This window comes from Shinella sp. 838 (assembly GCF_029623935.1).
Classification (GTDB): domain Bacteria; phylum Pseudomonadota; class Alphaproteobacteria; order Rhizobiales; family Rhizobiaceae; genus Shinella.
The window spans coordinates 97,188-119,472 of the sequence record NZ_JARSBQ010000008.1 but is presented as its reverse complement, the minus strand read 5'-3'; the positions used below and the strand labels follow the sequence as shown (position 1 = coordinate 119,472).

At 63.7% G+C, this 22,285-nt stretch carries 21 protein-coding genes; 6 read left to right on the top strand and 15 right to left on the bottom strand.

Features of this window, described 5'->3' with window-relative positions; translation table 11 throughout:
- Positions 1–212: 212 nt before the first annotated feature.
- The 6 genes from prmC to P9A16_RS22190 form a co-directional block, all read right to left on the bottom strand.
- The gene (gene prmC, locus P9A16_RS22215; RefSeq protein ID WP_023513162.1) at positions 213–1,085 is read right to left on the bottom strand and encodes a peptide chain release factor N(5)-glutamine methyltransferase; all 873 of its coding nucleotides are present in this window, start codon (positions 1,083–1,085) and stop codon (positions 213–215) included.
- Positions 1,082–2,164, bottom strand: coding sequence for a peptide chain release factor 1 (prfA, locus tag P9A16_RS22210; protein WP_023513161.1), 1,083 nt, complete (start codon positions 2,162–2,164; stop codon positions 1,082–1,084). Before prfA ends, prmC begins: the two co-directional genes overlap by 4 nt.
- A 23-nt stretch (positions 2,165–2,187) precedes the next feature.
- Complete coding sequence (ptsP, locus tag P9A16_RS22205; protein WP_023513160.1) at positions 2,188–4,455, bottom strand: phosphoenolpyruvate--protein phosphotransferase; 2,268 nt, start codon at positions 4,453–4,455, stop codon at positions 2,188–2,190.
- 86 nt (positions 4,456–4,541) lie between these two features.
- Positions 4,542–5,816: an aspartate kinase gene (locus P9A16_RS22200; protein ID WP_023513159.1), complete on the bottom strand. Its 1,275-nt coding sequence runs from the start codon at positions 5,814–5,816 to the stop codon at positions 4,542–4,544.
- A gap of 59 nt (positions 5,817–5,875) precedes the next feature.
- On the bottom strand, positions 5,876–6,496 hold the full coding sequence (locus P9A16_RS22195) for a class I SAM-dependent methyltransferase (RefSeq protein WP_023513158.1): 621 nt from the start codon (positions 6,494–6,496) through the stop codon (positions 5,876–5,878).
- Entirely contained in the window at positions 6,493–7,446 is a 954-nt protein-coding gene (locus P9A16_RS22190) for an oxidoreductase (RefSeq protein ID WP_037408548.1), read from the bottom strand. The genes P9A16_RS22195 and P9A16_RS22190 overlap by 4 nt, the downstream gene beginning before the upstream one ends.
- A 105-nt stretch (positions 7,447–7,551) precedes the next feature.
- On the opposite strand from P9A16_RS22190, the gene P9A16_RS22185 reads away from it, so the two are divergent.
- The gene (locus P9A16_RS22185; RefSeq protein ID WP_023513156.1) at positions 7,552–8,181 is read left to right on the top strand and encodes a TetR/AcrR family transcriptional regulator; all 630 of its coding nucleotides are present in this window, start codon (positions 7,552–7,554) and stop codon (positions 8,179–8,181) included.
- A 143-nt stretch (positions 8,182–8,324) separates the two neighbouring features.
- Here the strand turns inward: P9A16_RS22185 and P9A16_RS22180 are convergent, their stop codons facing one another.
- The 8 genes from P9A16_RS22180 to P9A16_RS22145 form a co-directional block, all read right to left on the bottom strand.
- Complete coding sequence (locus P9A16_RS22180; protein ID WP_024271115.1) at positions 8,325–10,046, bottom strand: ABC transporter substrate-binding protein; 1,722 nt, start codon at positions 10,044–10,046, stop codon at positions 8,325–8,327.
- A gap of 74 nt (positions 10,047–10,120) precedes the next feature.
- Positions 10,121–10,540, bottom strand: coding sequence for a DUF2160 domain-containing protein (locus P9A16_RS22175; RefSeq protein WP_023512854.1), 420 nt, complete (start codon positions 10,538–10,540; stop codon positions 10,121–10,123).
- A complete protein-coding gene (locus tag P9A16_RS22170) occupies positions 10,540–11,421 on the bottom strand; it encodes a carbohydrate ABC transporter permease (protein ID WP_023512855.1) in 882 nt (293 codons plus the stop codon). Before P9A16_RS22170 ends, P9A16_RS22175 begins: the two co-directional genes overlap by 1 nt.
- A gap of 11 nt (positions 11,422–11,432) precedes the next feature.
- Positions 11,433–12,299: a carbohydrate ABC transporter permease gene (locus P9A16_RS22165; RefSeq protein WP_023512856.1), complete on the bottom strand. Its 867-nt coding sequence runs from the start codon at positions 12,297–12,299 to the stop codon at positions 11,433–11,435.
- A gap of 2 nt (positions 12,300–12,301) precedes the next feature.
- Positions 12,302–13,372, bottom strand: a complete 1,071-nt coding sequence (locus tag P9A16_RS22160; RefSeq protein ID WP_023512857.1) for an ABC transporter ATP-binding protein — start codon at positions 13,370–13,372, stop codon at positions 12,302–12,304.
- A gap of 10 nt (positions 13,373–13,382) precedes the next feature.
- Positions 13,383–14,465 carry an ABC transporter ATP-binding protein gene (locus P9A16_RS22155; protein WP_023512858.1) on the bottom strand — a complete coding sequence of 361 codons (1,083 nt, stop codon included), beginning with the start codon at positions 14,463–14,465 and terminating at the stop codon, positions 13,383–13,385.
- A 40-nt stretch (positions 14,466–14,505) separates the two neighbouring features.
- Complete coding sequence (gene glpD / locus P9A16_RS22150; protein WP_278025937.1) at positions 14,506–16,023, bottom strand: glycerol-3-phosphate dehydrogenase; 1,518 nt, start codon at positions 16,021–16,023, stop codon at positions 14,506–14,508.
- A 113-nt stretch (positions 16,024–16,136) separates the two neighbouring features.
- Positions 16,137–16,907 carry a DeoR/GlpR family DNA-binding transcription regulator gene (locus tag P9A16_RS22145; RefSeq protein WP_024271114.1) on the bottom strand — a complete coding sequence of 257 codons (771 nt, stop codon included), beginning with the start codon at positions 16,905–16,907 and terminating at the stop codon, positions 16,137–16,139.
- 146 nt (positions 16,908–17,053) lie between these two features.
- Here P9A16_RS22145 and P9A16_RS22140 point away from each other — a divergent pair, with 146 nt between their 5' ends.
- Positions 17,054–17,824, top strand: coding sequence for an SDR family NAD(P)-dependent oxidoreductase (locus tag P9A16_RS22140; protein ID WP_023515335.1), 771 nt, complete (start codon positions 17,054–17,056; stop codon positions 17,822–17,824).
- A 23-nt stretch (positions 17,825–17,847) separates the two neighbouring features.
- On the opposite strand, the gene acuI is transcribed toward P9A16_RS22140, so the two are convergent.
- A complete protein-coding gene (gene acuI, locus P9A16_RS22135; RefSeq protein WP_023515336.1) occupies positions 17,848–18,843 on the bottom strand; it encodes an acrylyl-CoA reductase (NADPH) in 996 nt (331 codons plus the stop codon).
- Between the two features lie 96 nt (positions 18,844–18,939).
- Here acuI and P9A16_RS22130 point away from each other — a divergent pair, with 96 nt between their 5' ends.
- From P9A16_RS22130 to P9A16_RS22115, 4 genes are all read left to right on the top strand, one after another.
- Entirely contained in the window at positions 18,940–19,833 is an 894-nt protein-coding gene (locus P9A16_RS22130; protein WP_023515337.1) for a LysR family transcriptional regulator, read from the top strand.
- Positions 19,834–20,015: 182 nt separating this feature from the next.
- Complete coding sequence (locus P9A16_RS22125) at positions 20,016–20,495, top strand: formate dehydrogenase subunit gamma (protein ID WP_023515338.1); 480 nt, start codon at positions 20,016–20,018, stop codon at positions 20,493–20,495.
- Complete coding sequence (locus P9A16_RS22120; RefSeq protein ID WP_023515339.1) at positions 20,492–22,048, top strand: formate dehydrogenase beta subunit; 1,557 nt, start codon at positions 20,492–20,494, stop codon at positions 22,046–22,048. The genes P9A16_RS22125 and P9A16_RS22120 overlap by 4 nt, the downstream gene beginning before the upstream one ends.
- Positions 22,045–22,260: a DUF4287 domain-containing protein gene (locus tag P9A16_RS22115; protein ID WP_024271113.1), complete on the top strand. Its 216-nt coding sequence runs from the start codon at positions 22,045–22,047 to the stop codon at positions 22,258–22,260. Before P9A16_RS22120 ends, P9A16_RS22115 begins: the two co-directional genes overlap by 4 nt.
- Positions 22,261–22,285: the final 25 nt, after the last annotated feature.

The window sequence follows — 22,285 nt, the reverse complement described above, 5'->3', positions numbered from 1 at the left end:
CGTAAGACGTCAAATTAACAGGTACCCGCACTAGGCAGTCTTCAACCCTAGCAACTCTTCGAGAGAGCAATCCTCGCGATCGGGTCATGCAGGAACGAATCCTTTGTGTCATGACCGCTTGCCCAGTGCGTGCCCGCAACCTAGCCCGCTTCCTTCCCGATTCCAAGCCTTTTCTTTGCAGCCGCAGAATTTGCTGCGCTTGTGCAGCAAAATTACAGGGCGGCCGCCTTTGAAAAGAGAAGAACACGGTCATTGCCGCCAAGATCCTGGATTGCGTCGATCCGCGAGAAGCCGCTTTCGCGCATGATGGCCGTGACCGCGTCTTTCTGGTCGTAGCCGATCTCGTAGGCCACCAGGCCGTTTTCCTTTAGATGAGCGCCCGCGCCGGCAGCGATTGCGCGATAGGCATCGAGCCCGTCGTCTCCACCATCCAGTGCCAGCATCGGGTCGTGGAGCCGGACCTCATCGTCCAGCGTTTCGACCACGGAACTGACGATATAGGGGGGATTTGACACGATGATGTCGAACACCCCGGTCACGGCTGCAAACCAGTCGCTCTCGACCGTCTCAAACCGGTCGGCGATGCCATTGATATCGGCATTGCGCCGCGCCGTTTCAAGGGCACCGACCGAAAGATCGGCGCCGATCCCGGTCGCCACTGGCACGAGATCCAGAAGGGCAAGACAGATCGCACCTGTTCCGGTTCCAAGGTCGAGAATCCGGCAACCACCCATCTCGCGCACGATCCGTTCCACATGCGGCACCAGCGCATCGACGAGGACTTCGGTATCCGGCCGCGGCTCCAGCGTCTCCGGCGACAGCACCAGGTCGAGCCGCGAGAAGGCCCGGCGGCCAAGGATGCGGTGGACCGGCTCGCGTGCGATGCGGCGGACAAGCGCGTCATCAATGGTCTGCCGCTCGGCCTCCCCCAAAGGCTGATCACCCCGCGTTATGAAGGATGTCGGCGTCAGGCCCAGCAAGCCCACAAGCAGCGTTCGCGCGTCGCCCGCAGCATCGACGATCCCCGCTTCGGCTAACCGGCGCCGCGCCGTGGCCAGGACCTCGGCAAGCGTCTTACCGCTCATCGGCCCTGTTCGCCGAGCTGGGCCAGAAGGCCGGCCTGGTAGTCGGCGACCAGCGCATCGACCACCTCGTCGATCTCGCCGACCATCATGCGGTCGAGCTTGTAGAGCGTCAGGTTGATGCGGTGATCCGTGACGCGGCCCTGCGGGAAATTGTAGGTGCGGATACGCTCGGAGCGGTCCCCGGAACCGACCTGGCTCTTGCGATCGGCGGAGCGCTCGCTTTCCGCGCGCTGGCGCTCGATGTCGTAGAGCCGAGAGCGTAGCACCTGCATGGCCTTGGCGCGGTTCTGGTGCTGTGACTTTTCCGAACTCGTCACGATGAGGCCGGTCGGCAGGTGGGTGATACGCACGGCCGAGTCGGTCGTGTTGACGTGCTGGCCACCGGCGCCCGACGAGCGCATCGTGTCGATACGGATATCCTCCGGCCGGATCTCGATATCGATCTCTTCTGCTTCCGGCAGCACGGCGACGGTCGCCGCCGAGGTGTGGATGCGCCCGCTCGCCTCCGTCTCCGGAACGCGCTGGACGCGGTGCACACCCGATTCGAACTTCAGCTTGGCGAAAACGCCACGCCCGGTGATCGTCGCGATGATTTCCTTGAAACCGCCAGCCTCGCCTTCGCTGGAAGACAGGATCTCCACCTTCCAGCCATGGGCCGCGGCATACCGCTCATACATGCGAAAAAGATCGCCGGCGAAAAGCGCAGCTTCCGAACCGCCGGTACCGGCGCGGATTTCGAGGATCGCGCTCTTTTCGTCGGCGGCATCCTTCGGGAGAAGCAGGATCTGCATCTCCTTTTCGAGGCCTTCCAACTGCTCCTTCAGCTCTGGCAGTTCCATTTCCGCAAGGTCGCGCATCTCCCGGTCCGTCGCCTTGTCGGCAAGCAGCACGTCGAGATCGGCGATCTCATCGCTGACCTTCTGGTATTCGCGGATCTTCGTCACGACCGGCTGGAGCTCGGAATATTCCGAGGCGAGACGCACGTAGGTCTCCGAATCCGGCCCCGCCGACATGCGCGCCTCGATCTCGCCGAAACGGCGCTCGAGTTCACGCATCTTTTCAACGGGAAGCTTCGCCACCGTTCAAACTCCCGTCAAAAAATTCAAAGCGGAACGCCGTGCTCGGCCGCAAAGTCAGTAAGGATCTGGCGGACCGAGGCCGTCGGCCTGGTATCGTCGAGCGCCGGTGTCAACACCGCTTCGAGTTTCGCCGCATCCAGCGACAACAGCATCGACTTGACCGGGCCGATCGCTGCCGGCGACATCGAGACCGAGCGGAAGCCGATGCCAAGCAGCGCCATGGCCGAGATCGGCTTGCTCGCCATTTCCCCACACAACGTCACCAACGTATCGTTGCGCAGTCCGGCGCGCACGATATCGCGCAGGATTCGCAGGAACGGCCGGCCGAGTGTGTCGAACCGATCGGAGACGCGGGCATTGCCACGGTCGACCGCCATGGCGAACTGGAAGAGATCGTTCGAGCCGACAGAGACGAAATCGACCTCGGCCATCAATTCGTCGAGCTGCCAGAGCAATGCCGGCACTTCCAGCATGGCGCCGAACTGCAGCTTCTTCGGCAACTGCTCGCCGATCTTCGACTGGCGCTGGATTTCCTTCTGCAAGAGGTCGCGGACCTCCTTCAATTCGGAAACCTCGGTCACCATCGGCAGCATCAGCCGGAGGTCGGCGCCCGCCGCAGCACGCAGCATGGCACGCAGCTGGGTGCGCAGCAGGCCCGGCCGGTCGAGCGACAGGCGGATGGCCCGCCAGCCGAGCGCCGGGTTTTCTTCCTCCGCCGCGCGGAAATAGGGCACCACCTTGTCGCCGCCGATATCGAGCGTGCGGAACGTCACCGGCCGACCGCCGGCATGTTTCAGCACGCTGCGATAGAATGACTCCTGCTCCTCTGCCTTCGGCATGGTCGAGGCGATCATGAACTGAAGCTCGGTGCGGAAAAGACCAATGCCGGATGCGCCGGATTCATTGAGATGCGGCAGGTCGACGAGCAGACCCGCATTCATCTGGAGATTGATCGCGCGGCCGTCCTTCGTGACGGGCTCGACAGCGCGCAGCGCCCGGTACTGCTCCTGCCTGCGGGCGCGGAAGCGCACCTTTTCCTCATAGGAGCGCTGGAGGTCCGGCAGCGGTCGCAGATGCACCCGCCCGTCGTCACCATCGATGATGATCGGATCGCCGTTTTCCGCCAACGCCACGGCACCCGCCGCCTGGCCGACCACCGGAATGCCCATGGCGCGCGCGACGATCACCACATGGCTGGTGACGGCGCCCTCCTCGAGCACCAGGCCGCGCACGTTCTCCCGCGGATAATCGAGCAGTTCCGCGGCCCCCATGGCGCGCGCAACGACGATCGCATCATTCGGGAAGCTGCTGGCCGAGAGTTTCGCACCATAGCCGGTAAGCTGGCGCAGAAGCCGGTTGGCGAGATCGTCGAAATCGTGCATGCGCTCGCGCAGGTACGGGTCCGTCAGGCGGATCATGCGCGCCTTGGTCTCGCTCTGCACGCGCTCGACCGCCGCTTCCGCGGTCAGGCCGTTGCGGATCGCCTCTTCGAGCTTCCTCACCCAGCCGCGGTCATGCGCAAACATGCGATAGGTTTCCAGCACCTCGCGGTGCTCGCCCTCCATCGACACCTCGCGGCGCGACAGCATGTCGTCGATGGAAATGCGCAAGGACCCCAGCGCTTCGGCGAGGCGACCGAGCTCGTGTTCGGAATCCTCGTTCAAAAGGTTCGTGACGACGATGCGCGGCTCGTGCAGCACGACATAACCGAGACCGATACCCTCACCGAAGCTCGCCCCTTCGATCGCGACGGGGCGGGACAGGTCCAGCTCGAGGCCGGGCTTGGTGAGCTTCTTCAGCTCGCCGGTCGCCACCATTTCCGCAATCACCATCGCCGTCGTTTCGAGCGCCTCCACCTCGTCTTCGCGGTAGGTGCGGCTCGCCCTGTTCTGCACGACAAGCACGCCGAGCGCCCTGCCGGTGCGCAAGATAGGAACGCCGAGGAAGGAGTGGTAGATCTCTTCGCCCGTTTCCGGCAGGTATGTGAAGGCGGGATGGGATTGCGCGTCAGAAAGGTTCAGGGGCCGCGCGGACGCGGCAATCGTGCCGACGAGGCCCTGGCCCATCTTGAGCTGGGCAAGGTGGACGGCACCGGGATTGAGACCTTCGGTCGCATAGAGTTCGAGCACGCCATCGGAGCGCAGCACGTAGACGGAACACACTTCCGCGACCATGTTCTGCGCGATCTGGCGCACGATCTGGTCAAGGCGCTCCTGCGGCTCAAGCGGCTCCGCCATGAGTTCGCGCAGCCGCTTGAGAAGAACGCGCGGACCCGCGGAGAGGTCTCTCATCGCGTGGCGTCTCCCGAAAATGACGTTACTCCGCCGGCGCGGGCTACGCCGGCGATCCCATGGATCGGCGCCGAGTCGGCCGGTCCTTACTTCTTATCGAGACCGTAGACGGAATGCAAAGTCCGAACGGCGAGTTCAACATAAGGACCGTCGATCAGGATGGAAATCTTGATCTCGGACGTGGTGATCGCCTTGATGTTGATGCCCTTCTCGGCGAGCGCGCGGAAAGCCGAGGCGGCAACGCCCGCATGGCTGCGCATGCCGATGCCGATGACGGAAACCTTGACGAGGCCCGTCTCGTGCTGGATCACGTCGAAGCCGACCTTCTCCTTGGCGCCGTCGAGAACCTTGAGCGCCTTCTCCACGTCGCCGAACGGAACGGTGAAGGTCATATCGGTCTTCGAGCCGTCCTCGGAAATGTTCTGGACGATCATGTCGACATTGATATGCGCCTCGGCGAGCGGGCCGAAGATCGCGGCCGACACACCCGGCCGGTCGGCGACGCGGCGGAGCGAGATCTGCGCTTCATCCTTGGCATAGGCGATGCCGGTTACGACTTCCTGTTCCACGATCTCATCCTCATCACAAATCAGCGTACCGGGCGGGTTCAGAAGATCGCCCATGCCCGGCGCATCGGGATCCTCGAAAGAGGAACGAACGAAGGTGCGTACCTTGTGCACCATGGCAAGCTCGACAGAGCGCACCTGCAGAACCTTCGCCCCGAGCGAGGCCATTTCGAGCATTTCCTCGAAGGCGATCTTCTTGAGGCGGCGGGCCTTCGGCTCGATGCGCGGGTCCGTCGTGTAGACGCCGTCGACGTCGGTGTAGATATCGCAGCGATCCGCCTTTACGGCAGCGGCAATGGCGACGGCCGACGTGTCCGAACCGCCGCGGCCGAGCGTCGCGACGCGGTTGTCCGGGCCGAGGCCCTGGAAGCCGGCGACGACAGCGACCTGGCCGGTACCCATGCGGCGAATGATTTCCGCGCCTTCGATGTCGAGGATGCGGGCAGCGCCGTGGGCGTTGTCGGTCTTGATCGGGATCTGCCAGCCCTGCCAGGATCGGGCATCGATGCCCATCGACTGGAGTGCGATAGCAAGAAGGCCGGCGGTGACGAGTTCACCGGAGGCGACGATCGCGTCATATTCGCGCGCGTCGTAGAAGGGCGAGTTGGCACCCGTGACCTTCGGCATGTTCTGCACCCAGGCGACGAGCTCGTTCGTCTTGCCGGACATGGCCGAAACGACGACAGCGACCTCATGGCCGGCATCGACCTCACGTTTCACGTGGCGGGCTACATTGTGGATACGGTCGAGGTCAGCGACGGACGTTCCGCCGAATTTCATCACGATGCGTGCCATGAGTGTATACCGCTATTCCAAATAATCGCGCGAGCGCGCGGGAGAAACCGCGGGGTCTCTTAGCGGAAGACCCCGCGCTGCGCAATGCATGGAATCCGGCAAACGGTCTTTCGTAGATCTAAGCCTTGCGGCCGATCCACGAAGGCAGGAGGAACGTTGCGCAGCGTGCCCCCGATCCGGACAGCGGAGAGGCCAAGCCTGTCGAGCACGGCGCGCGGCACTGGGCAGCGGAGGCCATACGTGAACTGATAGAGCGAAGCCCCCTCGCCAAGCCGCGCGAAGGTGCCGGCCAGGATTGCAAGAACCTTCTCCGGCCGCATGGAGAGCAGCGGCAGGCCGCTGATCGCCGCACCCGCGGGCACGGGGCAGAACCGCGCGATGCGCGCCGCATCCGTGCAGGCGATCTGCGCCTTCGGGAAGCGCTGCTGCAGCAGCGCCGCGAATTCCACCCCCATTTCGACGAGGACGATGTCCTCCTCCGCAACACCGCGCCGCAGCAGCGCCCGCGTGAAGACGCCCGTTCCGGGCCCAAGCTCGATGACCCGGCCGGTCTGCGGCCCGATCTCCCGCACGATGAGATCCGCCAAAGCCTTGCCGGACGGCGTGACCGAGGCGACCCGCAGCGGATCGCGCATCCAGGCGCGGAAAAAATGATAGGCGTCCATCGTCAGGGCGGTCATTGCTGGTGCTCCACAACAGAAGGAAAGATGAGGCCGGTAAGGTCTTCCGACAACCGCCACAGCCGCGCGGCAAGGGCGGGATCGGTCGCGGGAGGCAGCGGATGCACATGCGAGGGCGCACCGCGCATCTCGCGAAACCCATCCGGGCCGATGAACTCGCCGCCGCGAAGACCAGCAGCCGTTGCCGCATGGAGCTGGTTCAGCACACCCTGCTCTGCATTCTGCGCGAGGAATCGGTTGCCGATGCGCATGAAAAGACGCAGCGCGCCGGATGTCGCATTGGTCTGGAGATTGGTGTTGGAGTAACCGGGATGGGCGAGCACGCTGAGGAGCGGCAGGCAGGCCGCCTTGAGCCGGCGATCGAGCTCCAGCGCGAAAAGTACGTTGGCAAGCTTCGACTGGGCGTAGAAGGCGAGGCGGCCATAGGTCTTCTCGCCCTTGATATCCTCGAAATGGATACGGCCGCGGCGATGCAGCTCGGAACTGACGGTGACGACGCGTGCACCGGGCGCCGCAGAAAGCAGCGGCAGCAGGTGTAGCGTCAGTGCAAAATGGGCAAGGTGATTGACGCCGAACTGGGTCTCGTGGCCCTGCCGCGTCAATCCGCGCGGTGGCATCATGACACCGGCATTGTTGACGAGGAGATCGACTGGCCGGCCCTCGGCGGCGAGCCAGTCAGCAAAGGCCGCGACATTGGCGAGATCGGCAAGATCGAGCCGGCGGAGCACGACCTTGGCACCGGGAAGCTCGGCGCGAAGGTGGGTCAGCGCCCGCTCCCCCCGGTCCGAATCCCGCGCGGTCATCACCACGTCGGCGCCCCTCCTCGCAAGCTCCCGAACGGTCAGGAAACCGAGGCCGCTATTGGCGCCGGTCACCACGGCAAGGCGACCGGCCTGATCCGGCATCTGCGAAAGGGTCCATGGTTCCCGCCTCGTCTCGGCGATTGCCACACCGGCTGCACGCACTATGATACCTCGCAGAAATCTAAACAGTGTTTACATTGTGCTAGCGCACAATCTTTACACTGTAAAGATGACATATCTGCGAGGCCTGCCATGAACGAGAAAAAAACTGCCGAGCGCGGCTACCATCACGGCGACCTGCGCGACGCGCTGATCCGCGCCGCCGACGAACTGCTTGCCGAACGCGGCCTCGAAGGGTTCACTTTGCGCGAAACGGCCCGGCGGGCCGGCGTTTCACCCGCCGCGCCCTCACACCATTTCGGTGGCGCCGCCGGCCTTCTCACCGAAGTTGCCGCCCTCGGCTGGGCGGAGCTTGCGCGCCGTCTGGCGACTGCCGGCGAAACCGGCAGCACAGCCGAGCGCCTCAAGGCCCAGGGCGTCGCCTATGTGCGCTTTGCCGTGGATTTTCCCGGACGCTTCCACCTGATGTTCCGCCACGACATGCTGCTGCACGACCAGCCCTCGCTCGACCAGGCGACAGGAGCAGCCTGGAATGCGCTCGCGCTAACCGTGCTCGCCCTGCACGGCCAAAAGGAAGGCGAGGAACTCGATGCCGAGGGCGAGGCCATGCTGATCGGCATCTGGTCGACGGCGCATGGCTTTGCCCACCTGACGCTCGACAAGAAGCTTTCCCGCATTGCCGAATGCGCCAGCGAGACGGACATGCTGGATACGCTCTTCCCCTCCATCATCGATACGCTCTGGGTGAAACGGCTCGGCTGAACGAAAAGGCCCGCACACCTTTCGGCACGCGGGCAAAGGGGATCGGATGATACGGCACGTCCGGCAGGGCCGCATCGCGACCGTGCCGGAAACGCCAGAAAGGATAGGCCGCGGGCAAAAAGATCGCCCGCGGCCGGTTCGCCTTACTTCTGCCAGCTCTTGACGAGTTCGTCGTAGTTGACCGTGAGCGGCTTTTCCTTCTCGTTCTCGATCTTCAGCTGCGGCGCAAGGTTGCCCTTCGCGACGGCATCCTTGTTCCAGTATTCGAGATCGTGCTCTTCGGCGAGCTTCGGACCCATGTCGCCCATGACGCCGGCGCGCTCAAGGCGCTCCAGCACCTTTTCCTGCTCGGCGCAGAGCGAATCCATGGCTTCCTGCGCGGTCTTGGCACCCGAGGATGCATCGCCGATCGCCTGCCACCACAGCTGTGCCAGCTTCGGGTAGTCCGGGATGTTCGTGCCGGTCGGCGACCACTGAACGCGGGCCGGCGAACGATAGAACTCGATGAGACCGCCAAGCTTCGGCGCCCGCTCCGTGAAGGAGTTGTGGGCGATCGAGGATTCGCGGATCAACGTCAGGCCGACATGGCTCTTCTTGACGTCGACCGTCTTGGAGACGACGAACTGCGCATAGAGCCAGGCGGCCTTGGCGCGATCGTCAGGCGTCGACTTCAAGAGCGTCCAGGAACCCACGTCCTGGTAGCCGAGCTTCATGCCGTCCTTCCAGTAGACGCCATGGGGCGACGGGGCAAAGCGCCACTTCGGGGTACCGTCCGCATTGACGACCGGCAGGCCCTCCTTCACGAAATCGGCGGTGAACGCCGTATAGGTGAACATCTGCTGAGCGACTTCACCCTGCGAGGGAACCGGACCGGATTCGGAGAAGGTCATGCCGCCGGCTGCTGCCGGTGCGTAGGCCTTCAACCAATCGAGGTACTTCTGGATGGCGTAGACGGAAGCCGGACCGTTGGTGTCACCACCGCGGGCAACGCACGAGCCGACCGGACGGGAGTTCTCATCGACCTTGACGCCCCATTCGTCGACGGGCTTGCCGTTCGGAATGCCCTTGTCGCCGTTGCCGGCCATCGAGAGCCAGGCGTCGGTGAAGCGCCAGCCAAGCGACGGGTCCTTCTTGCCGTAGTCCATGTGGCCATAGACCTTCTTGCCGTCGATCTCGCGGCCGGTGAAGAACTCGGCGATGTCCTCGTAAGCGGACCAGTTGACCGGAACGCCGAGATCGTAGCCATACTTCGCCTTGAAGTCCGCCTTGTTCTTCTCGTCGTTGAACCAGTCGTAGCGGAACCAGTAGAGGTTCGCGAACTGCTGGTCGGGCAGCTGGTAGAGCTTGCCGTCAGGCGCGGTCGTGAAGGACTTGCCGATGAAGTCATCAAGGTCGAGCGTCGGGTTGGTGACGTCCTTGCCCTCGTTCGCCATGAAATCGGTCAGCGAGCGGGCCTGCTGGTAGCGCCAATGGGTGCCGATCAGGTCCGAGTCGTTGACATAGGCGTCGTAGATGTTCTCGCCCGACTGCATCTGCGTCTGGAGCTTTTCGATGACGTCGCCTTCGCCGATCAGGTCGTGGGTGATCTTGATGCCGGTGATGGCGGTGAAGGCCGGCGCAAGGACCTTCGATTCGTATTCATGCGTGGTGATCGTTTCGGAGACGACCTTGATCTCCATGCCGGCGAACGGCTTTGCCGCATCGACGAACCACTGCATTTCCGCTTCCTGGCCGGCACGGTCGAGCGTGGACAGGTCGCCGATTTCCGCATCGAGGAATTTCTTCGCGGCATCCATGTCCGCGAATGCGGAGCCGGTGAACGCCAGCAGCATGACTGCCGTCGTCGTCAGAAGTTGCTTTCGCATATTGATCCTCCCTTGGGGTTTTGCGATTGCATCTGCGAAGGCCCCTATCTCCCCGGGGCCCCCATTTTCTTTGCCTAGACGAAGCGGAAAACGCCGATGGCGTAGACCACAGACAAGGCAAGAGCCCACCACAGGTTGGGGCCGACGAGCCCCAGCCATGCGAGATGAATGAACGCCGAGCCGAGCAGCGACACGAAGAGCCGGTCGCCACGGGTCGTCTCGAAGCGCAGGATGCCGACGCGCGGGGATCCGCCCGGGCGGGCATATTCCCACACTGCCATCAGCGCGATCAGCGTGAAGATCGTCAGGAAGAACATGGCCGTCGGGAACGACCAGGCCATCCAGCCGCCTGGAATGAGCGAGGCGAACCAGTCGCGCGCACCGTCCTTGACGGGGATCGCCATGACGAGGAGGCCGGTGAGGACGGCGTAGGTGGCAAGCACGGCGGCAAGCGCCACCGGCCAGCGGTTGGTGCGGCTTACGACAGCGGCCATCAGACCCTCCCCAGGGCAAAGCCCTTGGCGATGTAATTGCGGACGAAATAGATGACGAGCGCGCCGGGAATGATGGTCAGAACCCCGGCGGCAGCGAGCACGCCCCAGTCCATGCCGGAAGCCGAAACCGTGCGCGTCATCGTGGCGGCGATCGGCTTGGCGTCCGTCGTCGTCAAGGTGCGGGCAATCAACAGCTCGACCCAGGAGAACATGAAGCAGAAGAAGGCGGCGACGCCGATGCCCGATGCGATCAGCGGCACGAAGATCTTGGCGAAGAATTTCGGGAACGAGTAGCCGTCGATATAGGCGGTCTCGTCGATTTCCTTCGGCACGCCGGACATGAAGCCTTCAAGAATCCAGACGGCGAGCGGCACGTTGAACAGGCAGTGCGCGATGGCAACGGCGATATGCGTGTCGATCAGGCCGAAGGCCGAATAGAGCTGGAAGAACGGCAGCGCGAAAACGGCGGGCGGCGCCATGCGGTTGGTCAGCAGCCAGAAGAACAGGTGCTTGTCGCCGAGGAAGCGGTAACGCGAGAAGGCGTAGGCCGCCGGCAGCGCCACGGCGACCGAAATGACCGTGTTCAAGACCACGTAGATGATCGAGTTGAGATAGCCGTTGTACCAGGCCGGATCGGTAAAAATGACCGCGTAGTTCCGGAGCGTCGGCGACTGGGGCCAGAGCGAGAAGGCGCCGGTGATTTCCTGGTTCGTCTTGAAGCTCATGTTGACGAGCCAGTAGATCGGCAGCATCAGGAAGACGATGTAGAGCGTCGGCACGAGCCAGGAGAGGCTACGCTTCGAGCCGGCCCCGGCCTTTGCACCGGCGCTGGTTGTGGCGCTTGCCTGGATGGAGCTTGCAGTGGTTGCCTGCGAGGTCATGGTTTCCTCCCTCACGCCTGTTCGTCGCTGCTGGTCATGACCGTGTAGAAGATCCACGACAGCAGCAGGATAATCAGGAAGTAGATGATGGACATGGCCGCGGCCGGGCCGAGGTCGAACTGGCCGATCGCCATCTTGACGAGGTCGATCGACAGGAAGGTCGTCGAGTTGCCCGGGCCGCCGCCGGTGACGACGAAGGGCTCCGTATAGATCATGAAACTATCCATGAAGCGCAGCAGGAAGGCGATCAAAAGGACGCGCTTCATCTTGGGCAGCTGGATGTAGCGGAACACGGCCCAGCGCGACGCGCCGTCGATCTTGGCCGCCTGGTAGTAGGCCTCCGGGATCGAGACGAGACCGGCATAGCACAGGAGCACGACAAGGCTCGTCCAGTGCCAGACGTCCATGACGATCAGCGTCAGCCAGGCGTCGAAGACGTTGTTGACGTAGTTGTAGCTGATGCCGAGCGCATCGAGCGTGCGGCCGAGCAGGCCGATATCGACGCGGCCGAACACCTGCCATATCGTGCCGACGACGTTCCACGGGATGAGCAGCGGCAGCGCCATCAGCACGAGGCAGACCGGTACGCCAAGCCCCTTCTTGGGCATGTTGAGCGCAATCAGGATGCCGAGCGGGATCTCGATGGACAGGATGATGCCGGAGAACAGCAGGTTGCGGCCGAGCGCCTGCCAGAAGCGATCGGATTCCAGCACGTCGGAAAACCAGCCGACGCCGTTCCAGAAGAACTGGTTGTTGCCGAACGTGTCCTGAACCGAATAGTTCACCACCGTCATCAGCGGGATCACCGCCGAGAAGGCGACGAGCAGCAGGACCGGCAGGACCATGAACCAGGCCTTGTTGTTCCAGGTCTTGTTCATCGTCAGCCCTCCCTGCCGACACGCCACGAATCGGCATAGATGTTGATGGCCGCAGGATCGAAGGACACGCGCGGCTCGGCCGGGATTTCCCCGTCTTCAGGGACGACGATGGCGATCGGCTTGCCGGCAAATTCGGCACGCACGATCTTCTGCCGGCCGATATCCTCGACTTTGCTGATCGAAACCGGCATGCCGTCCCGCGACAACGAAATGAACTCCGGGCGGATGCCGAGTTCGGTTTTTGCACCAGCAGCGACCTGCGGCTTGTAGTCGAGGTCAAGCGTCTGTTCACCGACCTTGATGCTGCTGCCGTCGATGACGGCCGGCAGCACATTCATGCCCGGCGAGCCGATGAAGTAACCGACGAAGGTGTGGCTCGGCCTCTCGAAAAGCTCGGCCGGCGTGCCGATCTGCACGATCTGGCCGTCATACATGACGACCACCTTGTCGGCGAAGGTCAGCGCCTCGGTCTGGTCGTGCGTGACATAGACCATGGTAAAGCCGAACTGCCGGTGCAGCTTTTTCAGCTGCGAGCGCAGCACCCATTTCATATGCGGGTCGATGACGGTCAGCGGCTCGTCGAAGAGGATCGCGTTGACGTCGTTGCGCACGAGGCCACGACCGAGCGAGATCTTCTGCTTCTGGTCTGCGGTAAGGCCGCGCGCGGTCTTCTTCGCCCAGCCGGCGAGATCGATCATTTCCAGAATTTCGCGCACGCGGCGGTCGACTTCGGGCTCCGCAACGCCGCGATTGCGCAGCGGAAAGGCCAGATTGTCGTAGACCGTCATCGTGTCGTAGATGACCGGGAACTGGAAGACCTGCGCGATGTTGCGCTGTTGCGTCGAGAGGTACGTGACATCCTTGCCATCGAACAGGATGCGTCCCTCCGACGGCTGCAACAGGCCGGAGATGATGTTGAGCAGCGTGGTCTTGCCGCAACCCGAAGGGCCGAGCAGCGCGTAGGCGCCACCGTCGTTCCACTCGTGATGGACTTCCTTCAGGGAGTAGTCCGCCTCGGACTTCGGCTTTTCGCCGTAGGCGTGACGGATATGGTCAAGGGTAATGCGTGCCATGGTCTCCTCCTCAGGCCGCCGCGGCCGCAGGTTCCGCGATCGCCCTGCCATCCGTGCCGAACGCCATCAGGTGGCGCGTGTCGACATGGACGGCGATGACCGCGTCCGGCTCGATGTCGTGGATGCCCGGCGAGAGCATGACCCAGCGGCTGCCCTCGAACTCGATGTGAATGAAGCTTTCCGAGCCGGCGATTTCCGAGATCGCCGTGCGCACCTGAAGGCTTGCGGATGCCGGATGCTGGCTGGTGAGCGCCAGATGATGGGGATGGAAAGCGATGGTGCAGGGGCCATCCGGCAGGGCGGAAAGATGCGCCGGCACCGGCAGCACGGGCTTGCCGCCGATCTCGAACCGGTCGCCGGTCTTCAGCACCTGCATCGTGTTGAGCGGCGGGTCTGCGAAGGTACGGGCGGTCAGAAGATCGTTCGGGCGGCGATAGACGTCGATGGTGCGGCCGAACTGGGTGATGCGACCTTCCGCGAGTGCCGCCGTGTTGCCGCCGAGAAGCAGTGCCTCGGAGGGTTCCGTCGTCGCATAGACGAAGATCGCACCGGAGGCGGCGAAGATTTTCGGCAGTTCGAGGCGCAATTCCTCGCGCAGCTTGTAATCGAGGTTGGCGAGCGGCTCGTCGAGCAGCACGAGGCTGGCATTCTTGACGATGGCGCGGGCAAGCGCCGTGCGCTGCTGCTGGCCGCCGGAGAGGTTGAGCGGCGTGCGGTCGAGATACGGCGTCAGCTTCAGAAGATCCGCCGCCTTGCGCACTTCCCGATCGATCGTCGCCGTATCCGCACCCTTGATGCGCATCGGCGAGGCGATGTTCTCATAGACGGTCAGCGCCGGGTAGTTGATGAACTGCTGATAGACCATGGCGACGCCACGATCCTGCACGCGCACGCCCGTCACATCCTTGCCATCGAACCAGACGGAACCGGATGTCGGCTTGTCGAGGCCGGCCATCAGCCGCATCAACGAGGTCTTGCCCGACAGCGTCGGGCCGAGCAGCACGTTGAGCGAGCCGCGCTCGAGCACGAGGTTGGTCGGGTGGATATGCGTTTCCGCCCCCGCCACCTTCGTGATGTTCTTAAGTTCCAGCATTCCTGTCTCCGTCGTTCCTCCCAGCCACCGGAAAAGGCCGCTAGTGGGGGGCCGCCTGTGCGACCGCCATGTACTCTTCCAGCGCGGCCGCTTCGTCAGCCGTCAAATGCAATCCGCGTTTGGTCCGCCGCCACAGCACGTCCTCGGCATGCCGGGCCCACTCTTCCGTCATCAGCCAGCGCACTTCGCGCTCATAGAGATCGCTGCCGAAATGCCGCCCGAGGTCGTCGATCCCTTTCGCACCATCCAGCATCACCGACGCCCGCGTGCCGTAAAGCCGCACGAGCCGGCGGGCATGGGCCGGAGTGAGGAAGGCGAACCGCGCGGAAAGCGCCTTCACCTCGGCATCGAACCCGTCGGCCTTGAAATCGCCGCCGGGCAGGCGCGAGCCGGCCGTCCAGCGATCCCCCTTCACGCCGATCGCATCCCCGATCTTTTCCAGCGCCGATTCGGCGAGACGCCGGTAGGTGGTGAGCTTGCCGCCGAAGATGTTGAGCAACGGTGCTTGACCATCGCTGCCCTCGACCTTCAGTACGTAGTCGCGTGTCGCTTCCTGCGCCTTGCTGGCGCCGTCGTCGAATAGCGGACGCACGCCGGAATAGGTCCAGACAATGTCGTTCCGCGTTACGGGTTCGGCGAAATACTCGCTCGCCGAGGCGCAAAGATAATCGATTTCCGCGTCGCTGATGCGAACATCTCGGGGATCGCCCTGATAGTCCCGATCGGTCGTGCCGATCAGCGTGAATTCTTCCTGGTAGGGAATGGCGAACATGATACGCCCGTCCGGGTTCTGGAAGAAGTAGGCGCGCGGATCGGAGAACTTCTTCTTCACGACGACGTGGCTGCCCTGCACGAGGCGGACATTGTGCACGTCGTTGCGACCGAAGGCAGAGGAGAGAACCTTGTCGACCCAGGGACCTGCCGCATTGACCAGCATGCGCGCGCGGACGGTTTCACGCGCCCCCGTCTCGACATTCTCCGTCTCGACATTCCAGTGGCCGTTTTCGCGGCGGGCAGTGACGACCTTCGTGCCGGTGCGGATATCCGCACCGCGATCGGCAGCGTCGCGGGCATTCAGGACAACGAGGCGCGCATCGTCCACCCAGCCGTCGGAATATTCGAAAGCCTTGCGGAAGAGTTTCTTCAGCGGCCCGCCCGCCGGGTCCTTCGCTAGGTCGAGCGTGCGGGTGGCCGGCAAAAGCTTGCGCCCGCCAATATAGTCATAAAGGAACAGGCCGAGGCGGATGAGCCAGGCGGGACGCAGACCGCCCTTCTGGAAAGGCAGCACGAAACGCATCGGCCAGATGACGTGCGGCGCCATGGCCCAGAGCACTTCGCGCTCCATCAGCGCCTCGCGCACCAGACGGAACTCGTAGTGTTCGAGATAGCGCAGGCCGCCATGGATGAGTTTGGTGGAGGCCGAGGACGTGCCCGACGCGAAATCCTTCACCTCGGCAAGCACGACCGAATATCCACGGCCCGCCGCATCGCGTGCGATGCCGCAGCCATTGATGCCGCCACCGATAACGAAAATATCGCGGATCACGTCGCCGTTCAAAGTCCCCTCCCATTTCGCATCGCACAAATTTGCGCAGTTGCGAAAGCCAGTGGAGTTAAAACGAAAACATTTCGAATGTCAAACGAATGCGGGTGAAAACGCCATTTCCCCGTTCAATGGGGAGAAGCCGTCTCCACGAGACGCACGTCATGCTCCTGGCAAATGCTGCGGATGCCCTCGAAAGGACAGCTGTCCGTGATGAAGGTATGGACCTGCGAGAGGTGGCCGATGCGGACCGGCGCTGTCCTTTCGAATTTCGTCGAATCCGAAACCAGAATGACGTGGCGTGCATTGGCAATGATCGCCTGCGCCACCTTCACCTCGCGATAGTCGAAATCGAGCAGCGCACCGTCTTCGTCGATCGCGGAAACACCGATGACCGCGTAATCCACCTTGAACTGGCGGATGAAATCGACCGCCGCCTCGCCGACGATGCCGCCATCCGCCCCGCGCACGACACCGCCCGCGATCACCACCTCGATCGAGGGATAGACACGCAAGCGATTGGCGACGTTGATATTATTGGTGATGACCATCAGCTCCTTGTGCTCGAGCAGCGCCTCCCCCACGGCTTCCGTCGTCGTGCCGATATTGATGAAGAGTGAGGAATTGTCCGGGATCATGGCGGCGGCGGCGCGGCCGATCGCCTGTTTTTCCGGCGCAGCGATGGAGCGGCGCGCCTCGTACTTGACGTTCTCGTTGCCGCTCGGGAACAACGCCCCGCCATGGATGCGCGTCAGGACCTTGTTGTCGCAGAGATCGTTGAGATCCTTGCGGATGGTTTGCGGCGTCACGGAGAAGCGCGCCGCAAGGTCCTCCACGAGCACGCGGCCCTCGGCCTTGGCGAGATCAAGGATCTCCGCCTGGCGACCTGTCAGAAACATCGGCTCCTCCCATTGCTTTCGTTTGTTTTCATAATATGCAAAAACGAAAGCACATCAATTGATCTGCCGCGCCTTCTTGGAGTGCGCCCCACTTTTTGTGATACTGGGCAGGCAGCAGGTTGCGGCCAGCATCGGGAGGAAAGCACATGTTTCATCCAGCCTTGTTCAAGGGCGCCAATGTCGTCGTGACGGGTGCAGGGCGCGGCATCGGTCTGGAGATCGCGCGGCAGTTCCTCGATTGCGGCGCCCATGTGCTGCTGCATGGCGGGCGAGCGCCCACCGGCCCGCTGCCCGATTTCCTGGAAAACGCCGTCGCAGAAGCCCGTGCCCACATCGTCTATTCCGACTTCCTCGTCGAAGGCGGCATCGGCGCGATCCTGCAGCGGGTGGACAGCCTCTTCCCGCATATCGACGTGCTCATCAACAATGCCGGCACCATGGTCGGCCGCTTCCCCGCCGCCGAATTGACAGACGAGCAGTACGAAACCGTCGTGCGCCTCAACCAGACCTCCGTCGTCGAGGTGACGCGCGCGCTGCTGCCGTCACTGCGCAGGGCACCGGGCGCCGCCATCGTCAACACGGTTTCGATCTCGGCACTGACCGGGGGCAGCCCCGGATCGGCGATCTATTCGGCAACCAAGGCTTTCGTCTCGACCTATTCCAAGGGCCTGGCGCGCGAGCTCGCGCCTGATGGCATCCGTGTCAATTGCGTCTCGCCGGGTACAATCACCACCGACTTCCATTCACGCTACTCGTCGGCCGACAAGCTCGAGGCGACGCGAAAGACCATTCCGTTGCAGCGGCTCGGCACCGCGGAGGATTGCGCCCCTGCCTATCTCTTCCTGGCCTCGAAGGCGCTGTCCGGCTACATCACCGGCCAGGTACTGGAAGTGAACGGCGGCCAGCTGATCTGCTGAAGCCAGCCGGCCGTTGGCACCGGTCAGGCGTTGAGATCAATGACGACGCGGCCCTTCACCTTGCCCTCAAGGATCCTGCCGGCCAGCGCCGGCAGGTCGGAGAGCCGGTGCTCCACCACCATCGCCTCCAGCTTGTCCATCGGAAGGTCGGCGGCGATGCGGTTCCACGCGTCGACACGCTGGTCATAGGGCCGCATGACCGAATCGATACCAAGCAGGCTGACGCCGCGCAAAAGGAACGGAATGACCGTGAAGGACGGTACCGCCGCGCCGGCCGCAAGGCCCACCGAGGCGACCGCACCGCCATACTTCATCTGCTTGAGCACGCGCGCCAGCATCTCGCCGCCGACCGCGTCGACGGCGCCGGCCCAGCGCTCCGATTCGAGCGGCTTGCTACCCGCTTCCGACAGCTCACCGCGGTCGACAATGGTTTCGGCGCCAAGTTCCCTGAGGTAGTCCGCCGTTTCCGGCCGCCCCGTCACGCCAGCGACCGAATAGCCGAGCCGCGCCAGCAGTGCGACCGCCACCGAGCCGACGCCGCCGGCCGCACCCGTTACCAGGACCTCGCCCTTCAGCGGAGAGAGCCCGGCCTTTTCCAGCGCGATGACGGACATCATGGAGGTAAGCCCAGCCGTGCCGATCGCCATGGCCTGCCGGGTCGAAAGCTCCGCCGGCAACGGCACCAGCCAGTCGGCCTTGACCTTCGCGCGCGTCGCGTAACCGCCCCACCAGATCTCGCCGACCCGCCAGCCGGTCAGCACCACACGATCGCCTGGCCGGTAGCGCGGATCATCGGAGGCTTCGACGGTGCCGGCGAAATCGACGCCCGGCACGTGCGGAAAGCTACGCACCAGACCGCCCTTGCCGGTGATGCAGAGCCCGTCCTTGTAGTTGAGCGTCGAATATTCGACGGCAACGGTGACATCGCCGGCCGGAAGCCGCGAATCCTCCAGGTCCTGGATCGATGCGGAAACCGCGCCATCCGCCCCCTTTTCCACCAACAATGCCTGGAACGTCATCGCTTTCTCCTCGTGCGCATCCATTCGCCCCAGATATAGGGCGCGGGGCATTGGTGCCGCCACTGTTCTTTTGTATCAAGGACGCGGAGGGACGGGATGATAGACAAGCTCGAATACTTCATTGCGCTCGCCCGCGAGAAACATTTCGCCCGGGCAGCGGAAGAACTCGGCATCTCGCAGCCGACGCTTTCGGCGGCGATCCGCCAGCTGGAGGACCAGCTGGGCGTGATGCTGGTCGTGCGCGGCTCGCGCTACCAGGGCCTGACGCCGGAAGGCCAGCGCGTGCTCGAATGGGCCCGCCGCATTGTCGGCGACACGCGCACCATGCGTGAGGAGATGCGCGCGGCGCGCAAGGGTCTTTCCGGCCATATCCGCCTTGCCGCCATTCCGACGACGCTCGCCATGGTGCCCCGCATCACCGCACCCTTCCAGGAAAAGCACCCGGACGTCACCTTCTCCATCGTTTCCACCACCTCCATCAAGATCCTCGGCCTCCTGGAGAATCTGGAGATCGACGCCGGCCTCACCTATCTCGAAAACGAGCCGCTCGGCCGCGTTACCAGCGTACCACTGCTGCACGAGCACTATTGCCTCGTCACCGCCCGCGGCACGCCCTTTGCCGATCGCAAGACCGTGACCTGGCAGGAGGCCGGGAGCGTTCGGCTTTGCCTATTGACCGCCGACATGCAGAACCGTCGCATCATCAACCGGCACTTCGCCGAGGCCGGCGTTTCGGTGGAGCCCTCGCTGGAGGCCAATTCGATGATCGTGCTGTTCTCCCATGTGCGCACGGGGCGCTGGGCGAGCATCATGCCGCGAAATGTTGCAAAATCATTTGGATTTCCTGACGAAATAAGTATAGTTTCCCTCGTCGATCCCGAGCCGCACCACACCGTCGGCCTTGTCGCCACCCATCGCGAGCCCTTTACCCCGCTCGTATCCGCCCTGCTGCACGAGGCCCGTGTGCTGGCGGAAAAGGGGATCGATTAATAGGATTTTTCTATCGGCCAACGGCTTTGCTTTATTGACCGGTCGTCTCCCGGCTGAGAAGCTGTTAGAACAAGCGCGTGGATCGACAGGGTTCCGGTCTTCGCCGAGCAGTTTCAATGGTATCGGCGCGATGGAACCCCTGACACCTTGCGGTTCATTCGTGTCGGTTGGGAGGCCTGACGATGAATGTGCACGTATCCGGCAGCGATGTCGGCGCAAGAACGCTGGCGATCGTCAGCGAACTGAAGGGGCTCGAAGGGCCGCTTCTTCCCATCCTGCACGAAATTCAGGCGGAGTTCGGCTTCGTGCCGCAGGAGAGCCTGCCGGTGATCGCCCGCGAGCTCAACCTGTCGCGCGCCGAGGTGCATGGCGTCGTCACCTTCTACCACGACTACCGCGACCACCCGACCGGACGGCATGTGCTGAAGCTCTGTCGCGCCGAGGCCTGTCAATCGATGGGCGGAGATGAACTGGCGGAGCGCGTGAAGGCGCTGCTCGGCATCGATTTCCACCAGACGACGCTGGACGGCGCCGTCACGCTCGAACCCATCTACTGTCTCGGGCTCTGTTCCTGCGCACCCGCCGCAATGCTCGACGGCGAGGTGCATGGACGGGTCGATGCGGATCTGGCGAAGGAACTCGTCGCGGAGGCACGCCGATGACCGTTCGCATATATGTTCCCCGCGATGCCGCTGCGCTGGCGCTTGGCGCCGACCGCGTCGCCCAGGCCTTTTCCCGTGAGGCGGAGGCCCGCAAGCTCGACATCGCGATCGTGCGCAACGGCTCGCGCGGCATGCACTGGCTGGAGCCGCTGGTCGAGGTCGAGACGGCTGAAGGCCGCATCGCCTACGGCCCCGTCAAGCCCGCCGACGTGCCCGCCTTGCTCGACGCCGGCCTGCTGGACGGCAAGGCCCACCCGCTCTGTCTTGGCGGAACGGAAGAGATTCCGTTCCTGAAGAACCAGACCCGCCTCACTTTCGCGCGCTGCGGCGTCATCGATCCCGTCTCGCTTGAGGACTACAGGGCCCATGGCGGTCTGCGAGGCCTCGAAAAGGCCATCGCGATGGCTCCTGCTGATGTCGTCAAGGAAGTCACCGACAGCGGCCTGCGCGGCCGCGGCGGTGCAGGCTTCCCGACAGGCATCAAGTGGAAAACCGTGCTCGATGCCCCCGGCGACAAAAAATACATCGTCTGCAATGCCGACGAGGGCGACAGCGGCACCTTCGCCGACCGCATGATCATGGAGGGCGATCCCTTCGTTCTGATCGAGGGCATGGCGATCGCCGGCCTCGCCACCGGCGCCACCAAGGGCTACGTCTACACCCGTTCCGAATATCCACACGCCATCGCCGTGATGAACGACGCCGTTATCGTCGCGCGCGCCGCCGGCGTGCTCGGTCCGTCCGTGCTCGGCTCCGGCAGGGCGTTCGACATGGAGATCCGTGTCGGCGCGGGCGCCTATGTCTGCGGCGAGGAAACGGCACTGCTCAACAGCCTGGAGGGCAAGCGCGGCATCGTGCGCGCCAAGCCGCCGCTGCCGGCCCTGCAGGGCTTCATGGGCCGCCCCACCGTGGTCAACAACGTCATCTCGCTTGCCTCCGTGCCGATCGTGATGGACAGGGGCGCCGCCTACTACCGCGATTTCGGCATGGGCCGCTCGCGCGGCACCATCCCGATCCAGATCGCCGGCAACGTCAAGCATGGCGGGCTCTATGAAACCGCCTTCGGCCTGACGCTCGGCGAGATCGTCGACGCCATCGGCGGCGGCACCGCCACCGGCCGGCCGGTTCGCGCCGTGCAGGTCGGCGGCCCGCTCGGCGCCTATTTCCCGCGCGCCCTGTTCGACACGCCCTTCGACTACGAGGCTTTCGCCGCGAAGGACGGCCTCATCGGCCATGCCGGCATCACTGTCTTCGATGACACGGTCGACATGCTGAAGCAGGCACGCTTCGCCATGGAGTTCTGCGCCGTCGAAAGCTGCGGCAAGTGCACGCCCTGCCGCATCGGCTCGACGCGCGGTGTCGAGACCGCCGACAAGATCGCCCAGGGCATCGAGCCGGAGAAGAACCGCGAACTGCTCGCCGACCTCTGCAACACCATGAAGTTCGGTTCGCTCTGCGCGCTCGGCGGCTTCACGCCCTATCCTGTCATGAGCGCCATGACGCATTTCCCGGGGGATTTTTCCCCGGCCCCGATGGTGGAGGCGGCGGAATGAGCACACCGGAAAAGGTCAAAGGCCCGGCATCCTACTTCCCTTCGATCGAGAAGACCTACGGTCAGCCGATCGAACACTGGAAGGAGATCATCCGCGCACAGGACGGCAAGGCGCACATGCAGATCGTCGCATTCCTCAAGGAAACGCACGGTCTCGGCCATGGCCATGCCAATGCACTCGTCGCGGCGACGCTCGCCGAGACGAAGTCGTAGCAACAAATGAAGTCGCCGCCATCAG

What these genes read in the sequence shown, in the direction of transcription:
- P9A16_RS22115 (WP_024271113.1), top strand. Translation starts at nt 22,045, where the DNA reads ATGAGCACACCGGAAAAGGTCAAAGGCCCGGCATCCTACTTCCCTTCG.
- P9A16_RS22175 (WP_023512854.1), bottom strand. Translation starts at nt 10,540, where the DNA reads ATGGCCGCTGTCGTAAGCCGCACCAACCGCTGGCCGGTGGCGCTTGCC.
- P9A16_RS22180 (WP_024271115.1), bottom strand. Translation starts at nt 10,046, where the DNA reads ATGCGAAAGCAACTTCTGACGACGACGGCAGTCATGCTGCTGGCGTTC.
- P9A16_RS22165 (WP_023512856.1), bottom strand. Translation starts at nt 12,299, where the DNA reads ATGAACAAGACCTGGAACAACAAGGCCTGGTTCATGGTCCTGCCGGTC.
- ptsP (WP_023513160.1), bottom strand. Translation starts at nt 4,455, where the DNA reads ATGAGAGACCTCTCCGCGGGTCCGCGCGTTCTTCTCAAGCGGCTGCGC.
- P9A16_RS22120 (WP_023515339.1), top strand. Translation starts at nt 20,492, where the DNA reads ATGACCGTTCGCATATATGTTCCCCGCGATGCCGCTGCGCTGGCGCTT.
- prmC (WP_023513162.1), bottom strand. Translation starts at nt 1,085, where the DNA reads ATGAGCGGTAAGACGCTTGCCGAGGTCCTGGCCACGGCGCGGCGCCGG.
- P9A16_RS22130 (WP_023515337.1), top strand. Translation starts at nt 18,940, where the DNA reads ATGATAGACAAGCTCGAATACTTCATTGCGCTCGCCCGCGAGAAACAT.
- P9A16_RS22160 (WP_023512857.1), bottom strand. Translation starts at nt 13,372, where the DNA reads ATGGCACGCATTACCCTTGACCATATCCGTCACGCCTACGGCGAAAAG.
- P9A16_RS22155 (WP_023512858.1), bottom strand. Translation starts at nt 14,465, where the DNA reads ATGCTGGAACTTAAGAACATCACGAAGGTGGCGGGGGCGGAAACGCAT.
- P9A16_RS22170 (WP_023512855.1), bottom strand. Translation starts at nt 11,421, where the DNA reads ATGACCTCGCAGGCAACCACTGCAAGCTCCATCCAGGCAAGCGCCACA.
- P9A16_RS22195 (WP_023513158.1), bottom strand. Translation starts at nt 6,496, where the DNA reads ATGACCGCCCTGACGATGGACGCCTATCATTTTTTCCGCGCCTGGATG.
- P9A16_RS22200 (WP_023513159.1), bottom strand. Translation starts at nt 5,816, where the DNA reads ATGGCACGCATCGTGATGAAATTCGGCGGAACGTCCGTCGCTGACCTC.
- P9A16_RS22140 (WP_023515335.1), top strand. Translation starts at nt 17,054, where the DNA reads ATGTTTCATCCAGCCTTGTTCAAGGGCGCCAATGTCGTCGTGACGGGT.
- P9A16_RS22185 (WP_023513156.1), top strand. Translation starts at nt 7,552, where the DNA reads ATGAACGAGAAAAAAACTGCCGAGCGCGGCTACCATCACGGCGACCTG.
- acuI (WP_023515336.1), bottom strand. Translation starts at nt 18,843, where the DNA reads ATGACGTTCCAGGCATTGTTGGTGGAAAAGGGGGCGGATGGCGCGGTT.
- P9A16_RS22125 (WP_023515338.1), top strand. Translation starts at nt 20,016, where the DNA reads ATGAATGTGCACGTATCCGGCAGCGATGTCGGCGCAAGAACGCTGGCG.
- P9A16_RS22145 (WP_024271114.1), bottom strand. Translation starts at nt 16,907, where the DNA reads ATGTTTCTGACAGGTCGCCAGGCGGAGATCCTTGATCTCGCCAAGGCC.